General features: G+C 58.0%; 9 protein-coding genes and 1 tRNA gene. 6 read left to right on the top strand and 4 right to left on the bottom strand.

The window, feature by feature from the left end:
• Positions 1 to 65 precede the first annotated feature (65 nt).
• The 4 genes from JI62_RS17215 to JI62_RS17200 all read right to left on the bottom strand — a co-directional run bounded on the left by JI62_RS17215 (position 66) and on the right by JI62_RS17200 (position 4716).
• Positions 66 to 1301, bottom strand: coding sequence for a tyrosine-type recombinase/integrase (locus tag JI62_RS17215; protein ID WP_088701306.1), 1236 nt, complete (start codon positions 1299 to 1301; stop codon positions 66 to 68).
• A 174-nt stretch (positions 1302 to 1475) separates the two neighbouring features.
• Positions 1476 to 1552 (bottom strand) — tRNA-Arg (locus JI62_RS17210).
• Positions 1553 to 1630: 78 nt separating this feature from the next.
• A complete protein-coding gene (locus JI62_RS17205) occupies positions 1631 to 2578 on the bottom strand; it encodes an AEC family transporter (RefSeq protein ID WP_088701305.1) in 948 nt (315 codons plus the stop codon).
• A 116-nt stretch (positions 2579 to 2694) separates the two neighbouring features.
• Positions 2695 to 4716 (bottom strand): sensor domain-containing diguanylate cyclase, encoded by a 2022-nt coding sequence (locus JI62_RS17200; protein ID WP_240513282.1) that lies wholly within the window; start codon positions 4714 to 4716, stop codon positions 2695 to 2697.
• A gap of 267 nt (positions 4717 to 4983) precedes the next feature.
• Between JI62_RS17200 and JI62_RS17195 the strand changes: the two genes are divergently transcribed.
• Genes JI62_RS17195 through JI62_RS17170 form a run of 6 tightly spaced genes read left to right on the top strand, consistent with a single transcriptional unit; the run spans position 4984 to position 19445 of the window.
• The gene (locus tag JI62_RS17195) at positions 4984 to 6990 is read left to right on the top strand and encodes a capsular polysaccharide biosynthesis protein (RefSeq protein WP_088701304.1); all 2007 of its coding nucleotides are present in this window, start codon (positions 4984 to 4986) and stop codon (positions 6988 to 6990) included.
• Position 6991: 1 nt separating this feature from the next.
• On the top strand, positions 6992 to 8233 hold the full coding sequence (locus tag JI62_RS17190) for a capsule biosynthesis protein (RefSeq protein WP_088701303.1): 1242 nt from the start codon (positions 6992 to 6994) through the stop codon (positions 8231 to 8233).
• Between the two features lie 20 nt (positions 8234 to 8253).
• Complete coding sequence (locus tag JI62_RS17185) at positions 8254 to 9075, top strand: SDR family NAD(P)-dependent oxidoreductase (RefSeq protein ID WP_088701367.1); 822 nt, start codon at positions 8254 to 8256, stop codon at positions 9073 to 9075.
• On the top strand, positions 9068 to 10693 hold the full coding sequence (locus tag JI62_RS17180) for an LTA synthase family protein (RefSeq protein ID WP_088701302.1): 1626 nt from the start codon (positions 9068 to 9070) through the stop codon (positions 10691 to 10693). The genes JI62_RS17185 and JI62_RS17180 overlap by 8 nt, the downstream gene beginning before the upstream one ends.
• Positions 10690 to 18123 carry a type I polyketide synthase gene (locus JI62_RS17175; protein ID WP_088701301.1) on the top strand — a complete coding sequence of 2478 codons (7434 nt, stop codon included), beginning with the start codon at positions 10690 to 10692 and terminating at the stop codon, positions 18121 to 18123. Before JI62_RS17180 ends, JI62_RS17175 begins: the two co-directional genes overlap by 4 nt.
• The gene (locus JI62_RS17170) at positions 18120 to 19445 is read left to right on the top strand and encodes an aminotransferase class I/II-fold pyridoxal phosphate-dependent enzyme (protein ID WP_088701300.1); all 1326 of its coding nucleotides are present in this window, start codon (positions 18120 to 18122) and stop codon (positions 19443 to 19445) included. The genes JI62_RS17175 and JI62_RS17170 overlap by 4 nt, the downstream gene beginning before the upstream one ends.
• Positions 19446 to 19449: the final 4 nt, after the last annotated feature.

Genomic DNA, 19449 nt, shown 5'->3' with positions numbered 1-19449 from the left:
ATATATTTAGCACTTTACTCGCTTCGCTGCCACCCCATAGCCTACCCACGTTCAACCATTTGGCATCAGCCACGCGCTCTAAAGGCCACTACCTTGCTGGCGTCGCCTATCATTCCGTATACCTCATCTGCCCATGCCTGCATCATGGTGCGCCGCGGCTCCAAGTAGAGAGCCTTGTTGTAGGTACTGCGGATATTGCCCGTCACGTGAGCTAGCTGTGCCTCAATGTGATCAGCGTTATAGCCACGTTCATTTAATCCGGTGGATAGGATATGGCGGAAGCCATGCCCGGTCTGACGGCCTGCGTATCCAATATGCTCGATGGCCTTATTAACCGCCATATTGCTCATTGGCTTACGGGGATCGTTACGATTGGGGAAAACCAGATTGAACGAACCACTCCGCTGGTGCTGCTCTCTGAGCAGTGCCACGCTTTGCGTGGAAAGGGGCATTAAGATAGCTCGGCGCTTCTTGGTACGCTCTGCGGGCAAATCCCACAGGCCGTTATCAAGATCAAACTCAGACCATGCCGCTTGTCTCAACTCTCCAGGCCTGCAGCCATTTAGCGCCAGCAGTAGCATGGCAGCCCTGACTTGTGGGCTACGTGGGTACTGGTCAATGGCGCGTACAAGGCCGGGCACTTCCTGCTGTGAGACGTGAGCGTAGTTACTCCCCTTGCCTGACTCAATGAACCTCTCCACTCCTCGTACAGGGTTAGAAGCGACACGCCCGGCAAAAGCCGCCATATCAAACGCCTCGGCAAGAGCACGCCTGATTTTGGCGCTAGTGGCGTGAATACCCAGCGCTTCCAACTGGCGAAAGAACTCAAGAATGTATGCGGGCTGTATGCGAGAAATGGGTTCATGCCCCATGGCGGGCATCAGGTGGCGTTGAATAGAGAGCCACACCTTGCGCAAGGAGTTTGCGTCAACGCTTTTGGCCTTCATGACGTGCCACTCATCCATCAAGGCGGCCACCGTTTCACGACTAGCAGTTTGAGCTTGCTGCTCCTGAGCTTTCTTATGCTGGCGCGGCGTCGTTCCCTTGGCTATTAACTCCTTAGCCTCAGTGGCACGCTGCCGGGCTTCTTTGGGCTTAACTTCGGGATAGCTACCCAGCCCCAACCAACTGTACTTGCCATCTGGCTTGCGGTACCGAAGCTCCCAGCTCTTGGTAGCATCAGTTCTAACGTATAGGTACAGTCCAGCACCATCGCTAATACGGTAAGCCTTATCTTCCGGCTCAAGGGCAGCCACAACTCTTTCAGCGAGTGGCTTGCTACGCACTTCAGAACGCTTCATACCCCGCCTCTATGTATGCGAAGAAAGTTATTACCTATCAGCATACACTCTCGCATACAGAAAAGCATGGTTTTAGAGGGGTTAACGTGGGGAGACTATGGGCAGGCTATCAGGGTAAAATCCGCGTGGTTATCAGGTTTATGGTGTAACCAGGGGAGACTAGAGGGAGTGATATGGCGTCCCTGGCAGGAGTCGAACCTGCGACCTGCCGCTTAGGAGGCGGCTGCTCTATCCTACTGAGCTACAGGGACAAACGTGGTCTAAAACTAGCGGGCGCGTAGTATAACGCGTCGACTTAGGTAGGGCCAACCGCGTTGCGCTATTCAGCGCTATATCCAGCCGAGTAAACGCAGCGCGAAGATGCCTAGTGTCACGGTAATGCTCGCCATCAGCGTGGTGATGGCGATGATATTGGCGGCTAATGACACATTGCCGCCTATCGCTTTCACCATCACAAAGCTGGCGGCGGCGGTGGGGCTGGCGAAGAATAGGAACAACAGGCCCAACTGCTCGCCTGAAAAGCCCACCATCCAGGCCGCCAACGTGGAGAGTATCGGGAGCGTGACCATCTTCATCAGGCTAGCGCCAAGAGCTACTTGGCTGCTGTCGCGCATGCTCGAAACGGAGAGCGTCGCGCCAATACAAATCAGCGCCAGCGGCAGGGTCAACGAGGCAAAGTAATCGCCGGAGGTGATCACCCATGAGGGCAAAGGGATCGAAAGTGCGGTAAAAGGTAGTGCCGCAAACACCGAGATGATCAGCGGGTTGGTGGCCACATGTTTGAGCAGGCTGCGCCAATCGGTGGATTGGCCGGGTTGGTAAAATGCCAGCACGACAACCGAAAACGCGTTGTACATCACAATCACCACGCCCAGCAGAAGACTACCCGCTGAAAGGCCATAGTTACCGTACATCCCCGCCGCTAGTGCTAGGCCCACGACCCCACAATTGCCGCGAAACGCGCCTTGAACGTATATACCGCGATCCTGGCGGGCCACTCGGTAGTGCGCCCATGCCCAACTGAGCAAAAACTGGCCGAGCGTTGCCGCGGCAAAAAACACCATCAGTGAAACGTCTAGAGCAACACTTAAGTCGGCTTTTATCAAACTGAGGAAAATCAAGGTGGGGAGCGTTGCTCTAAATACCAGCGCTGAGGCGGTCGAGACAAAAGCGCTATCGATCCATTTCAAGCGCTTAAGCCCCAGGCCAACAAATACCATCGCGAAGACAGGCAAGGTAACATCAAGCGTGCGGGCAAACAGTTCAAGTAGGTTCAAAGCGGTATCTCGGTCAGCCTTAAATTTAGCACCTGCTTATACTGTACTGCCGGTCATTGTTTGTCGACTGGCATGTGGTGCCCAATGTTAGGAACAGAACTCTCGCTTACCAGAGGCTATTTGTGCTGATCAAAAAGTTCCATGACATCATCATTGGGCATATTAACCACCACCCCATCACGCCCGTGCTCCTTGGCTTTGTAACTGCCGGCATCGGCACGCGCCAAAACATCCTCCACGCTGGTATCAATATCATCAAAGGTAGTCACACCAATACTTAAAGTGACCATATACTCTTTGCCTGCATGGGTGACGGAGATTTCACTGACCGACTGTCGCAGTGACTCAGCGATTCTCCTTGCCTGAGCCAACGTACAGCTGGGCAGCAGCACGCCAAACTCGTCGCCCCCCTGGCGCGCCACGTGGTCACTACGGCGTACTTCCCAGGCAACCACCTGGGCAATGCGGCGCAACATTTCGTCGCCTAGGGCGTGGCCACCTTCGTCATTGATGGGTTTGAAGTGATCCAAATCAAACAGCAGAAGAGCGGAAGGCGTGCTGGTTTTTTGGAAGTCGGCAAACGCCTCTTCCAGGCGGCGCTCAAAGCCTCGGCGATTCAACAGACCGGTTAATGGGTCGTGCTCCGCCTCCCAGCGCTGAATGGCTTCCTGCTGACGGCGCTCGGTAATATCTTTAACAACCCCCACTAAACCGAGGGTATGGCCATCCTGGGAGAGCATCACCACACGGGCATGAATATCCAGCCACAAAAGCTCATTATCACTGCGTAAAAAGCGCAACTGACGGACAAAATCGCTGCCGGTTTGCAGGCTATGCAGCCACATATCCTTCGCACCCTCGAGATCGTCAGTATGAACCTGCGTAAGCCATGTTTGCATGGGTACGTCAGTGGATATTCCCAGCATCTCCAGTAGGGCGGGGTTCATATAGGTAATGTTGCCCTTCATATTAGCGACAAACATGCCCTGAGGCGCCGCATTGAGCACTGAGTCAAGAAACGCCTCGCGCTCTTGAAGGTTGCCTAGCAGCAACTGCCGCTCATCTTCCACGCGATTAAAGGTGCTCGCCACTTGCTGCAACTCTTGCATCTTGGTCGCCAGACTGACGCTCTCCCGATGCCCTAACCCCACCTCACCAATCTGCTTTTCCAAATGCCTCAAGGGTGACAGCACACGCCCCAGCATCCACCAAAGCAGCGGGAAAATAAGTAACACCAGCACCACCCATGTCCACCATAGCTGCCTAATGAAATCGGCTAACGGAAGTTGCGCTTGAGAGACGGGCAAGTAAAGACCAACGACCCAACCGGCAGACCAGACCTGCGAATAGGATTGAAGCGCCATCTCCCCTTGCACAAGTTGCCCTACGGCATCCCCCTCCCAGCCATCCAGCGCCAAGTCCAACCAGGGGTTAAATTCCTTACTGGGCACATCAGCATTAATCAATGAACTATTCGGGTGGTATAAAACTTTCCCAGAGGACGTCGCAATGCCTGCATAGCCTTTTTCGCCCAAACGCACCTTGGCTAAACGGCTAAATATCCCACCAGAATCCAAGCTAAGAACGCCCCCAATAAAGCCATCGAAATCGCCCTGTTCGGTGAAACGCGGCACCCCCACCAACACCATCGGCATGCCGCTCGCCCGGCCTACGAAAGGTTCGCTGACATACGGGCGGCGAATACCGCGCAACATACGAAAATACTCAAACTCAGCAGTTTCAAGCCCTACCCGGCCGACGATAGCGGGCCAGTCGGCAATAATCTTTCCATCGCGGTTCGCCACCACAATCCCCTCGAACCATGCCATGAGGCTATCGTTCTGTCGCAGCTGGTGGCTGATCCAGCTCGCATCATCAGTGGGGCCTATCATTTCGCTTAAACGCTCTAACGCCTCAATGCGCATATCGATTTGCTGAGTAACCTCATCAGCGAGCAAGGTGGCTTCATAACGCAGGTGTGACATATTCGTCTCCTGCACCATGGTCTTACCGACTTGCCACGCCATGCCTAACACCAACGCGATCAGCAACAGCAAGGTAAAGGAGAGCCCCAGCAGAAGCCGGCCCTTTAACGAACTGAAAGAAAATAGATTTTTTAGCAGATGGGCAAAGCGCACCGATTATCCTTTTTATGCATCCTTTACTTAACTCCAGGTTCGGCAGAGCAGTATCAACGATACAGGGAGCTGACAAACTTACCAAAAAAGTAGCAATTATGCGCGTTGAATAAACCAAACTTAAGGCAATTTTTTTTTATCATGCAAATGATTGCTGCGGGTAGAAAAAATAGTGAGCACTCACAAAACCTGAATTGATAACCCCCTCCAATTCACGTATGTTCGCCCGCCTACACCTTATCCTGTTTCCTCACCGCGGCCTTATCTATGGCGAAACGAACAGCAGGCTACACATCTTCAGGCATTGGCAAGCTGGCTGCCCTGCCTGCGCTGCTGCCCGAATTTGACCAATTCGCCCGTATAAGTTCACTTAAGAAAAAACCCGATGCGGTGATTGGCTGGGGGTTAAAACCTACAAGCGTCCGCGCCAGACGGTATGCCCAGCGTCGTCAGCTAGCTTACATCGCTTTGGAAGATGGCTTTATACGTTCGTTGGGATTAGGCGTAAACGGCTTTCAGCCGCACAGTCTGGTGGTCGATGAGACCGGTATTTATTACGACGCATCGCGTCCTTCTGATTTGGAAAACTGGCTTAACACGGCCACGTTCGACGCTGAGGAGTTAGCCCAGGCGGAGCGCTGTATGGCGCAGATTGCCCACTACCGGCTCTCCAAATATAACCACGCCCCCGACCGACCTATTAATAGTAACAGCCGAGGGCGTGTGCTGGTGGTTGACCAAACCGCCGGGGATGCCTCTATTCACTACGGCGGCGCCAGCGCTAGTAGCTTCGACCAAATGCTCGAAACAGCGTTAGCAGAGCACCCGGACAGCGATATTCTGGTCAAGATCCATCCGGATGTCATCGCCGGGAAAAAACAGGGCCACCTGCTTAACGCCGCGGCTCATCCGCGCTGCCAGGTAATCGGCGAAGACCTTAATCCCTGGGCGCTATTTGATCAGGTCGACCATGTCTATGTGGTGACCAGCCAGCTTGGCTTTGAGGCCCTGCTGGCCGGTAAGCAGGTACACTGCTTCGGCATTCCGTTTTACGCGGGCTGGGGGCTTACCCATGACCAACTGCCCTGCCATCGCCGACGCGTTAAACGCACATTAGTTGAAGTGTTTGCTGCCGCCTATTTGCGCTACTGCCGCTACGCCAACCCTTACACCCTGCAATCCGCCACGCTGGAAGAGACGATAGCCTTAATCGCCGACCAAAAGCGCCAGCAGGAGCGCTACCGGGGCCGCTGGCGGGCGTGTGGTTTCTCCTCATGGAAACGGCGCTTTATTGGCGATTTTTTAGGCCCCGCTGCTCAGGTGAATTTTCAAACCGAAGTGGCAGCCAATAAGCAGCCCGACGAACGGCAGTTGGTGTGGTCAAGCCGCATTGATGCTGACTTTAAACGCCAGCACGCGCATCACATGGCCAACCTATGGCGCATGGAAGATGGCTTTATTCGCTCGGTGGGTCTGGGGGTCGATCTCACCCAGCCATTGTCACTGGTGATTGATTCCCAAGGCATCTATTACGACCCCAGCCAGCCCAGCGACTTGGAAGAGCTGCTCAATAGCAGCCACTTTAGTGACGACCTGCTGCTACGCGCCCGGTATTTACGTGAAAGGCTGGTGGCGCTCAAGCTATCCAAATACAACGTGCGCGGCCAGTCAGAGGTCGAGCTGCCCCAGGATCGTTACACCATATTAGTGCCCGGCCAAGTCGAGAGCGATGCCTCAATTGCCACCGGCTCGCCGCACATTAATACCAATAGCGGGCTGTTGAACGCTGTTCGTAGCGCCCATCCGGATGCCTACATCGTTTACAAAGCGCATCCAGACGTATTGAGCGGTGCGCGTGTCGGGGCACTCGATACCAAAGCCAAACGCCTGTATGATCTAGATGCCAGCGACATCGACATCGCCACCCTGTTAGAGCGCGTCGATGCAGTGCATACGATGAGCTCCTTGACCGGATTTGAAGCACTTTTGCGCCAGCGAGAAGTCAGCACCTACGGGCTACCGTTTTATGCTGGCTGGGGCCTAACGCAGGATGCGCTTAGCTGCCCACGCCGTACGCGCTCACTCACGCTGGATGCGCTGGTTGCCGGGACACTGATTCTCTACCCCGGCTATGTGGATCCAACGACCCGCCAGCTATGCAATGCTGAAACCGTCGTCAGCCTGTTGGAACAGGCAAGAAACCAAAAAAACATCCTTACATGGAAACAGCATCTCTACCGCTGTTATCGTAACTTGTTGATCGGAAGGCATTGAGTTGAAGCATCAGAAGCGTGCATTCTTATTTTTGCAGGGCGTTTGCTCACCCTTTTACCAGCGCTTGGCCAAGCGTTTGGTTAACGATGGGCACCGAGTCGTTAAGGTCAACTTTAATGCGGGCGATATTGCCTACTGGCAGCGCACCCACGGCGAAAGCCACCTGTATCGCGGCCCTACCGCTGAATTACCCGGCTATATCAAATCACTCTGGGAGCAGTACGCCATCACCGACCAGGTAGTGTTCGGTGATCGTCGTCCTATTCACCGCCCCGCGGTCGATAATGCCGCCGCCGCAGGCGTACGAACCCACGTGTTTGAAGAGGGCTACTTTCGCCCGTTCTGGATCACGCTGGAGCGCGAAGGGGTTAACGGCCATTCGCTGCTGCCTCGTGACCCCAATTGGTTTTATGAGACCGGCAAAGCACTGCCCGAGCCACCCGCACCGGTGCGCTTTCGCTCATCTTTTAAAATTCGCGCCATGCACGATGTTGGCTACCACTTGGCCGGGCTGGCCAATCCGCTGGTCGCGCCGCACTACCGCAATCACGCGCCGATCACGGCCCCGGTTGAGTACGCGGGCTACCTCAAGCGGTTTGCCCAGCTAAAAGCCGTTTGGAAAAAGCGCGATGCGGCGCGCATCAAAGCGCTGATCGAAAGCGGTCGTCCCTACTTTATGCTGCCCCTGCAGTTAAATAGCGATGCGCAAATTCGCGATCACTCCCCCTACGCCAATATGCAGGAAGTGATGGACGACATAATGGCATCGTTCGCCCAACACGCACCCAGCGAGACACAGCTCTGCATCAAGAACCACCCTTTGGATATGGGCCTGGTCAATTACCCCAAGATCATCAAGAAGCTTGCCGAACGCCATGGCCTGCAAGGGCGCATCGTCTATCTGGAGTCGGGGGATCTCAACGCCCTGCTCAAACACGCCAGGGGCAATGTGACCGTTAACAGCACCGTGGGCATCGTGTCGCTGGAGAAAAACTGCCCCACCTATGCGCTTAGCGATCCGATCTACAATTTAGATGGACTGACCTATCAAGGCGACCTGGCAGATTTTTGGCAGCAGCCGCAGCCGCCCAACGGCGAGCTCTTTGGCTATTTTCAAAAGACCGTCATGCATGCCGTTCAGGTTAACGGGGGCTACTACTGCCAGCCCGGCATCGATTTAGCCGTGGATAACGCCGCCCGTATACTCGAAGCCTGCCCGTCGCCGCTGGAGAAGTTGCTGTGACTGATTCTGTGACAGAACCTGTGACCGTTACGGGGAAAGCGACGACGAAACAGCCTCCTCATAACCGCTGCGTGCTGATCACCGGTGCTACTGGCGCGATTGGGGGCGCCCTGGCAAGCGCCTATGCCGGCCCCAGTACCCATTTGGTACTGCATGGACGCCAGCAGGAGAAGCTAGAGGCAATTGCCAGCACCTGCCGCAAGCAAGGCGCCCAAGTCACCCTATCCACCATCGAGCTAACCGATGGCCACGCGCTGCAAGGCTGGCTGTCCGAACTCTGCGCCCAACAAGTGCCGGATATCGTGATTGCCAACGCGGGCAAGAATACCCACCCCCAAGGGCCCGCTCTCTTAGAGCCTTGGGAGGACGTACAGGCGCTGCTGGATATTAACCTAAAAACCCCTATTGCCATGATGCAGCATCTGGTACCCACCATGCAGGCCCGCGGCAGCGGCCAACTGGTGCTGATCAGCTCGCTTGCCGCATGGCACGGCTTACCCACTACACCCAGCTATAGCGCCAGCAAAGCGGGTATCAAGGCCTATGGCGAAGGGCTACGCGGACTGCTCGCGCCTCACGGTATCGGCGTAACGGTGGTCATGCCCGGCTATGTCACCTCACCCATGTGTGAAGCCATGCCAGGCCCCAAACCCTGGGAGTGGCCCCCCGAGCGCGCCGCCAAAGTCATTAAGCGCGGCATCACTGCAAACCGCGCACGCATCAGCTTTCCCTTCCCGCTTAATTTTGGTACTTGGTGGCTAGCGGTACTGCCCGCGGGAGTGTCTCAGTGGCTGATCAAACGCCTGGGCTTTAATCACGAGGGAGACACGCCCCATGATTAGCGCGCTGATAGGGCCGCTGCTCTTGGGGCTGTTGATAAGCGGCGCGTTTGAAGCCCTGCTCAGACCTCGGCCGCGCCCTTTTTGGCAGCGCGGAGCAGCCGCCAATAGTGTCCACCTTGGCACATGGTTACTGCTTTTCGGACTGCTGGTGCTGCTACTCCAGCGCCCGTGGTTTGCGGTAATGGTGTTTCTCTCGCTGCAACTGGTCGTCGTGCAGTCGAGCAACGCTAAATCCCATACGCTCAACGAGCCGTTTATCTGCCACGACTTTGAATACTTCTGGGACGCCATACTCCACCCGCGCCTCTACGTGCCTTTCTTCGGGGTTGGCTTGGCGATTGCCGCCAGCAGCGCCGCTGCGGTAGCGATTGGCGGCTTTTTTTACTGGGAAGGCTCGCTGGTAACCAGCGAGAGTGCCAGTCGTTTTTTAACCAATGCGCTGGGGTTAATAGCAGCAGGCGCTTTTCTACTGGTATTGAGCGTGAGTCAGCTCCCCGCCATTACCTTACGCCCCGCAGACGACCTACACCGCTTGGGGCTATTCGCCAGCCTGTGGGCTTACGGTGTCGCGCTGATGCGCTCTCCTGTTCCTGCGCCGGAGCAATCCCCCTTTCACGCTTTAACGGCGGTGGCAAGCGCGCATCAGATCGAGCAGCCACTGCCCAATGTAGTGCTGGTGCAGAGCGAATCGTTTTTCGACCCGCGCCCCTGGTGTGCAGAAGTCAACAGCGACCTGCTCCCCCACTTTGATGCCACCCGCGCAAGTGCCAGCCTGCACGGCGCGTTAAGCGTACCCGCCTGGGGCGCCAATACAGTGCGTACCGAGTGTGCCCTGTTAACCGGCACGGCCCCCAGTCAGTGGGGCGCGCGCCAGTTCAACCCTTACCGCACGCTTGCTCGCCACCCAATGCCCAGTTTAGCGAGTGCGTTAAAAGCGGCGGGCTACCGCACGGTGTGCGTGCACCCCTACCTGGCGAGCTTCTATTTTCGTCACAAGGTAATGCCCCAATTAGGCTTCGATCACTTTATAGATATCAATGCTTTCAAGAGCAGCGACAAAAGCGGCCAGTACGTTAGTGACCAGGCGGTTGCACGAAAGATTGGACGGCTGCTTGAAGATGACGATAATAGACCGCTATTTGTGTTTGTTATCACCATGGAGAATCACGGCCCGCTTCATTTAGAAGCCCCCAATAGGGCGACGCTAGCCACTACGCTGCCCAACGCGCCATGGCCGCTGCCCAACCATTTGCGTGATTTGGCGGTCTATTTGCACCATTTAAGTGAATCCGACAAGATGCTAGCCAGCGTTAAAAATTCGCTAAATACTGCAAAACGGCCAGGGCTGCTAGGCTGGTATGGGGATCATGTGCCGATTCTGCCGGAGGCGTATGCGCACTTTACGCCCCCAGATAGCCGCACCCCCTACATGATATGGTCATCAGCGGATTGGAAAGCAGCAGGCGAGCGGTTAGCAACGGCGCATTGGGAAACGACTAATGAGCCACTCGAATTAGCCGCAAACGAACTTGGTGTCCAGTTATTTAAACAGGTGTTTGGACACGATATAAGTAACGATGTGATCAAGGCAGAACCAGAACCTCAGGAGCAAGAATGACTAAACGCGTTGCCATTATCGGCGCCGCCCATCGTTTCCCCGGCACCACCCCTGAAACGTTCTGGCAGGATCTGCAAGCCGAAAAAGATTTAGTTACCGAAGTGGCCGCCGATCGCTGGAGCCACGACGCCTTTTTACACCCGGATAAGCGCCACCCCGGCACCAGCGTGACCTTTGCCGCCGGTAGCCTGGGCGATATCAGTGGTTTTGACGCTGAGTTTTTTGGTATTTCGCCCCGCGAAGCGGCCAATATGGATCCCCAGCAGCGCATGCTCCTGGAGCTCGCCTGGGAAGCCATGGAAAACGCCAGCATTCCGCCCAGCTCGCTGCGTGGCAGCCAGTGTGGGGTATTTTTAGGCGTTGCCAGCCTCGACTACTCTTATCGTATAGCAGACGATATGGCGGCGATCGATGCCTCCACCGCCACCGGCAACACCTCCAGCATCGCCTCGAATCGGTTGTCGTACGTGTTCGACCTGCACGGCCCCAGCATGTCCCTGGATACCGCCTGCTCGTCCTCAATGGTGGCCTTTCATCAGGCCTGCCAGTCGATTCGCAGTGGCGAAACCACAATGGCGCTGGCGGGCGGTATTAGCCTGCACCTGCACCCCTATGGCTTTATCATCTTCTCTAAAGCCAGCATGCTCTCGCCCACTGGCCGCTGTCAGGTGTTTGATGAAGCGGGCAACGGCTATGTGCGCTCGGAAGGGGCCGGCATTTTCCTACTCAAGGATTATGACCAAGCCGTCGCCGACGGCGACAACATTATTGCCGTCGTGGCAGGCTCTGCGGTCAACACCGATGGCTATAAATCCGGCCTGACCGTGCCTAACCCCAGCGCCCAAATTGACCTGATGAAGCGCGCCTACCAGCAGGCGGGCATATCGCCGGATGAGATCGACTACCTGGAAGCCCACGGCACCGGTACCGCCGTTGGCGACCCGATCGAAACCCGCGCAATTGGTGAAGCACTCGGCCAGCAGCGTAAAACGCCGCTGCTGATTGGCTCGGTAAAGAGCAACCTGGGCCACCTGGAAACCGCCTCTGGGGTCGCCGGGCTGGCCAAGGCGCTCTACAGCATTCAGCACCGCGAAGTGCCCGCCACCATTGGCATACGTAAACTCAATCCGCGTATCAAGTTTGATGAGTGGAATATCTCGGTGGTCACCAAGGCCCAGCCGCTGAAAAAGCAGGGCCGCCTGGTGATTGGCATTAACTCCTTCGGTTTTGGCGGCGCCAACGCCCACGTTATTTTGGAAAGCCCGCCCGAGCGGACAAAACCCGAACCGCAAACGCCGGATACACCGCTACCCATTCGCCTTAGCGCCCGCAGTGAAGCCGCGCTTAGCCAAAGCGCTGAAGCCCTGGCTAACTTTCTGCGTGAAAACGATTTACGCGAAAACGACAGCGCCAGCTTCTACGATATCGCCTATACCCTGTTCAACCACCGCGACCAGCACAGCCACGGCGCGCTGCTGTTCGCCCAAACGGCGGAAGAAGCCGCTGCGCGACTCAGCGAGTTTGCCGCTGGAGAAGCCAATAGCGTCACCCACCTGGAGCGCCTACCCAAGGCGGTAGGCCCGGTGTTCGTTTACGACGGCAACGGCTGCCAGTGGGAAACCATGGGGCACGACCTGCTCGCCGAATCGCCGATTTTCGCTGAAGCCATTGACCGCGTTGACGCCCTCTTTCAACAGTACGGTGATTTCTCACTGCGTGCCGAGCTCGAAGGTCGCAATGGCCAACGTGAGGAGAATCGCTTCGGCTTAACCGAGATCGCCCAGCCGGCGCTGTTTGCCCTGCAAGTGGCACTAACCGAGTGGCTTTACGAACAAGGCATCACACCCACGGCAGTATTCGGCCACAGCGTCGGTGAAGTAGCCGCTGCCTGGGCCAGTGGGGCATTAAGCCTGGAAGATGCGGTGAAAGTGATTTACTACCGCAGCGACTACCAAGGCAAAACCCGTGGTCAAGGCGAAATGACCGCCGTGGCCATGAGCGCCGACGACATCGCCGTGTGGCTTGAAAAGCCCGAGTTCAATCAGGTTTGTCTGGCCGGCATTAACAGCCCGAAAGGTATTACGCTAGCAGGCGACAGCCAGCAGCTCGGCGCTCTGGAAGCCGCCCTGAGCGAGCAGGATATCTTTGCCAAGCGACTGCCCCTGGACTACGCCTTCCACAGCCCGGCGATGGACAGCATTGAAGCCGGGGTTATTGAAGCGCTGGCGGACATTACCCCACGGCCCACGCAGATCCCCTACTACTCCACCGTGACCGGCGCGCTAAGTGACGGGTTAGCGCTGGATGCCACCTACTGGTGGAAAAACATTCGTGAGCCGGTGCTGTTTGAAGCCGCTGCTAGCGCGTTGATCGCGCAAGGCCATAACGTATTTGTAGAGATTGGTGCCCATCCCATTCTGCGCCGTTACCTCAATGAGTCGCTCCGCCAGCTGGAGCGCCCTGGGCTGGTATTTGGCACCATCGAGCGCCATAAGCCGGGGCTTGAAGGTTTGCAGCGCTGTTTAAGTCAAGTGCTGTTGAGCGGCCTTGCCCTGGGTAGCCGCTACTTCCCAGTGGAAGGGCAGCGTGTACCGTTACCCCGCTATGCCTGGCAGCGTAGCCACCACTGGGTACACGGCACCAATGACAGCCAAGGCCTGCTTTCTCGCTACTACCAGCACCCGCTGCTGGGCTACCCGTTAGCCCAGCACGAACACACCTGGGAGAGCCAACTCGACACCCAGCGCCAGCCCTGGCTGGCTGACCACGTGGTGGGTGAAGGCGCGGTATTCCCCGGTGCGGGTTTTGTAGAGCTAACGTTAGCGGCGGCGCTGCAGCTAAAAGACTCCCCACTGCTGGATATCGAAGAGCTGGAAATCCGCGCCCCGCTGCTGCTGGATGGCTCCCATGGCCGCACCATGCGGTTGACCTATTTGCCGGAAGATGGCCGCTTGGAGATCCACTCCCGCGAGCCAGCCACGGGGGTTGAGTGGCAGTTGAATGCCGTGGCGCGCACCATGCGCGAAAGCCGTGGCTTTTTACTCAATCGCAAAGCCCCTGCGCTGCCCACCCGTGCGCCGGACTACACGCTGGCAGACCACCTGGAAATGGCCGAGCACATTGGCCTGCACTATGGCCCCGCTTTCCAGGCGATTTCCCAGGGCTGGATTGAAGGCGATGCGGTGATTGGCGAAATCGCCCTCTCGGATGAAGTCCAGGCACAGCTCAGCACGCTGCACGTGCACCCCGGCATTCTGGATAGCGCTTTCCAGATGTTTATCCCGCTGCTGGCCCAGCACAGCGAGTTCGCTTCCCAGCTTGCCTTTGTGCCGGTGCGCGTGGGGCGCATTCAAGTCAACACTCAGGCAGGTGTGCCAGTTCTCGCCCGCGCCGTGATGGGCAAGCGCGCACCGCACTCCTTTACCGCCGATTTCGAGCTGTATGACGCCGCCGGAAATGCGGTCGCCGTCTTGAGCAAAACCCGCTTCAAAGCGATTCGTCTCAACCGCGCCCATCACCAGCACTTCAGCTATTTGGACGTGGAACTCACGCCAGCGCCATTGCAGGCAGAACCGCTGGCACTGCCCGGCGATGCACTCGCTCGGCTGGCCGATATCGCCAGCGTTTACGCCGCCAGCACCGGGCAGCGTTATGGCAATGAAGTGGCGCCGCTGCTCGACAGCCTCAGCGAAGCCTTCGCCCAGCAGAGCCTCACTGTCGATAGCGAAGAAACCCAGCACTCGCCAGACGTTATCTGGCAACTGCTGGTGCAGGATTACCCCGACTACTTTGCGCCCATTCACTTGGTAGGCCGGTTAGGGCTTCACCAACAGGCGCTGCGCAGCGGCACGAGTGACCTGGAAACCCTGGGTATTAGCCACGACCACTTGGCGCGCTTAAACCGTGTGCTGGTAGGTGAAAGCGGCTGGCAGGCACTGGCCGGCAAGTTAGCCGAGCTAATCGATACCCTGATCGCCGAACTCCCCAGCGGACAGCGCTTGCAACTGCTGGAAGCAGGCCCCAGCGCGCCTGCGTTAGGCGAACGCCTGCTGGAACGCAGCGCCCAGGCGCTGTACCACGACCTGACCCACTACCGCGTGATCACCACTCTCGATAGCACGCGCCATCAGGCGGAGCAGTTGCAAGAGCGCTTCCCGCTGATGGATATGCAGCATCTTGACCAAAACGATGTAGCGGCAATGACCGCCCCCACCGGCGTTGAAAAGGCCCAATTGGCGTTCGTCAGCGTGGATATCACCCACCCGGCCGCAACGCGTCAGTTGATTGAAGCGCTGCCAGCGCAGCTAGCCCCAGGTGCCCAGGTAATGCTGATCGGCATCGCCCCCAGCCGCTGGCTGGATGATCTGCTGGCCACGCCCGGCATTGATCAAACCGCGCTGGAGCAAGAGGCCCTTATCGGCTGGCTAAACGACCAGGGCTTTATGGTCTCCGAACCGATGGCGCTGGAAGAGAGCGAAAGCGGTGCCTACCTGCTCCACGCCCACTACCCGTTTGATACCGCCACCAGCGCATCAAACACCGCTCAGCGGCGCCATTTAGTGGTCGCGGATGACCACAGCGAAGCGCTTGCCGCCAGCCTGGTCGAAGCGCTGCAATCGTTAGACGCCCCGGCCCTGCTCAGCATCAGCCAAAGCGCCCCCGCCGAGCTGCTTGAACACGCGTTAACCCAGCCAGCGCTCGCCCAACCGGAAGTGGGTGAGCATGGTGAGCTACCGCTTAATGTCATAGACCTGCGTGGCCTCGGCGCCAGCAGTACCGAGGCGCAAACCGCCCGCTGTGAGCACTCGCTACAGTGGACGCTGGCCCTGGAGCAGCACTCCCTCGCCGCCTCTCTATGGCTAGTGACCAACGGCCTGAGCGCGCTCTGGCAGGCGACGACTGACTCTGGCCTTAGCGATAGCGAAGCCCTTAGCGATAGAGAAGCCCCTGGCGATGCCGCCCTGTGGGGCTTTGGCCGCTCACTGGCCAACGAAGCCGTCGGCCATAGCGTCTATCTGCTGGATGTACCGGCGACGATGAGCGAAGCCTCGCTACAAACCTGGGCGCAACTGCTGGCCCAACCGGATAGCGAAAACGAAGCACTAATCGATAACCACGGCCGCCGCTTCGCGACCCGACTGCGCACGCTAGCGGCGCCCCGCCCGGCAGCAGCGGATCAAAGCGGGCCATCGCACCAAGCGATGACGCTCGGCTTTGCCATGCCTGGGCAGTTGCGTCAATTGACCTGGCGCCCGCGTCCGCTACCGGAAGCCGATGCCGATGAGGTGGCCATTCGTGTTAAAGCCACCGGGCTTAACTTCCGCGATGTGATGTACACCCTCGGCCTGCTCTCCGATGAAGCGATTGAGAACGGCTTTGCCGGGCCGACCCTGGGTCTTGAATTTTCAGGCGTGGTCGAAAGCGTGGGTAGCAACGTCACCCACGTGACGCCTGGGCAAGCCGTGGTCGGCTTCGGATCTGCCAGCTTCAGCGATAAGGTCATCGCCAGCCAGCACGCGGTGGCACCGCTGCCAGAGGGCATTAGCTTTGCCGCGGCGGCCACGATTCCGACCACCTTCTTCACGGTCTACTACGCGCTCAAGCACCTGGCGCGGGTCGAGCCCGGCGAGAAAGTGCTGATTCACGGTGCCGCTGGCGGTGTAGGTATCGCCGCACTGCAAATTGCCCAGTGGCTGGGTGCGGAAATCTACGCCACGGTAGGCTCCGAAGAGAAGCGTGACTTCCTGCGCCTGATGGGCATCGATCGGCTTTACGACTCGCGCTCGCTCACCTTCGCCGAAGAGATCCTCGAAGACACCCAGGGCGAAGGCGTCGATGTGGTGCTTAACTCACTGGCCGGGGAAGCGATCAATCAGAACTTGCGCGCCCTGCGCCCGTTCGGCCGCTTCCTGGAGCTGGGTAAACGCGATTTCTACGAAAACACCCATATTGGCCTGCGCCCGTTCCGCAACAACCTAAGCTACTTCGGTATCGACTCCGACCAGCTAATGAAGGTGCAGCCCGCCCTTACCCAACGCCTGTTTGGCGAGATGATGGCGCTGTTTAACGACGGCACCCTCAGCCCGCTGCCGTTTACCTCGTTCAGCCACACCCAGGTCATCGATGCCTTCCGTTATATGCAGCAGGCGCGCCAGATCGGCAAGGTCGTGGTGACTTACGAACAGCCTATCGCGCCGCCCCAAAACGACGTATTGGGCACGGAAGCCATGCAACTGCCTGCGGATGCCAGCTATTTGGTCACCGGTGGCCTGGGGGGCTTTGGGTTAAGAACCGCTCAATGGCTGGTCGATAAAGGCGCACGGCAGCTGATTCTGCTCAGCCGCAGTGGCCCCGCCAGTGAAGAGGCCCAGGCAGCGATAACGGCGTTTGAACAGCAAGGGGTTACAGTACTTGCCGCCGCCTGCGATATCACCGACCGCACTGCGCTGGCCGATGTGCTGGAGCGCGCCAAGGGTGAACTGGCACCGCTACGCGGCATCGTGCATGCCGCCACGGTGATCGACGACGGCTTGATCCGTAACCTGGATGCCGAACGCATTCAGAAAGTGCTAGCGCCCAAAATCGACGGTGCCCGCCACCTCGATGCCCTCACCCGCGAGGCCGAGCTGGACTTCTTCGTGCTCTACTCGTCGGCCACCACGCTGTTCGGCAACCCTGGCCAGGCTAACTACGTCGCCGCCAACCACTGGCTGGAAGCATTTGCGGCCAGCCGCCGCGCTGCGGGCTTACCGGCCACCTGCGTGCGCTGGGGTGCTATTGAAGATGTCGGCTTCCTGGCCCGCAATACTCGTACACGAGATGCACTGCAAGAGCGCCTGGGCGGCTCAGCGCTGCGCTCGGAGGACGCGCTGAAAGTACTCGAACAGATGCTGCTGACCCCAGGGCCAAGCCTGGGCGTGCTGGAACTGGAGTGGGGCGCGCTTGCCCGCTTCTTACCGACGGCTGAAGCACCGCGCTTTAACGAAATTGCCCGAGCCAGCGACGACGACGGCAGCCGGGATGCCGATGACGACATCAGCGCCCTACTGGCCGACCTTTCGCCAGAGGAGCTGCACAGCACCGTCACCGACCTGTTGCGCGCCGAACTGGCCAGCATCCTGCTGATTGATGAAGAGAAGCTCGATATTCACCGTTCGGTCTACGACATGGGCTTTGACTCCCTGATGGGCGTTGAGCTTATGACCGCTATCGAGAACCGCTTGGGCGTTCAAGTGTCAGTAATGGTGCTCAGTGAAGCATCCACACTCGACAAGCTGGCGGGCGTACTGATTCAGAAAATGCATCAGCACGACGATGTTGAAGACGCTCCGCAAGATGCGATAGCCTCGCTGGCCGCACAACACGGTGCGGAAGGCTTCACCACTGAGCCTGCGTCTGCCTCTTCATCACCCGCGACTGAGACACCATGACCGCCAAGCGCTCTGAACTGAAACAGCAACTGCTGGAACAAGCACGCAAGCGCACCGCGCCGCGTGCTGCCAGCGCCGCCGCACCGTCGTCCAAAGGGCAAGGAACTGATCAGCGGACAGTGCCCGAGCGCTTCACGCGCTTTGATGCCCAACCCGGCTACCAGCAAATTGCCATGATGCGCCAGGCCGCTGACCAGTTAGGCTTGGTCGATCCCTTCTTCAAGGTGCACGAAGGCACCGCCGGGGCGACCAGCGTGATCAATGGTCAGACCTGCATTAACTTTGCCAGCTATAACTACCTCGGCTTCTCAGGTGACCCGCGTATCAATCAGGCCGCCTGCGATGCCGTGGCGCGTTACGGCACCTCGGTCTCTGCCAGTCGCGTGGTCTCCGGCGAGCGGCCCATTCATCAGGAGTTGGAACAAGCCCTGGCTACGGCCTACGACGTTGAAGACGCCGTGGTGTTTGTGAGCGGTCACGCCACTAATGTCTCCACGCTAGGGCACCTGCTGGGGCCCAAGGATTTAGTGCTCCACGACGAGTATATTCATAACAGCTCGCTGGTCGGTGCGCAGCTCTCCGGCGCCAAGCGCATGTCGTTTAGTCATAACGACCCTGCCGCGCTGGAAGCTCTGTTGGCCCGGCATCGGCATCAGTTTGAACGCGTGCTGGTGGTGATCGAAGGGCTCTACAGCATGGACGGTGACATCCCTGAGCTGCCCCGTTTTATTGAGCTCAAGCAGCGCTACCAGTCCTGGCTGATGGTCGATGAAGCCCACTCCTTTGGTGTCATGGGCGACACTGGCCTGGGACTGCGCGAGTATTTCGATATCGACCCGCGTGATGTGGATATCTGGATGGGCACCATGAGCAAAGCCATGGCAGGCTGTGGCGGTTATATCGCGGGCAGCAAGCCACTGGTGGAAACGCTGCGCTACCTGGCTCCCGGCTTTCTCTACAGCGTGGGCATGCCCGCCCAGGTCGCCGCCCCTTCGCTGGCCGCGCTGCAATTGATGCAGCAAGAGCCCGAACGGGTACAGCGCCTGCACGCCATCTCCCGCTACTTCCTTGAACAGGCCACTGCCCGCGGGTTAGATACCGGCAAAAGCATCGGCGCCGCGGTCGTACCGGTGATTATTGGCAGCTCCGCGTCGGCTGCCAGGCTCTCCAACGCCCTGTTGGAACAGCACATCAACGTACAGCCGATCCTGCATCCGGCGGTACCCGAAAAAAGCGCACGGTTACGCTTCTTTCTCTCCTGTGATCACACCCAGGCGCACATTGATGAAACCCTTGATGCGCTCACCGCGCTACTGCCATAATTTT

It is taken from the genome of Halomonas campaniensis (assembly GCF_002211105.1).
Taxonomy (GTDB): domain Bacteria; phylum Pseudomonadota; class Gammaproteobacteria; order Pseudomonadales; family Halomonadaceae; genus Vreelandella; species Vreelandella campaniensis_A.
This window is presented reverse-complemented; position numbering and strand designations above follow the sequence as displayed.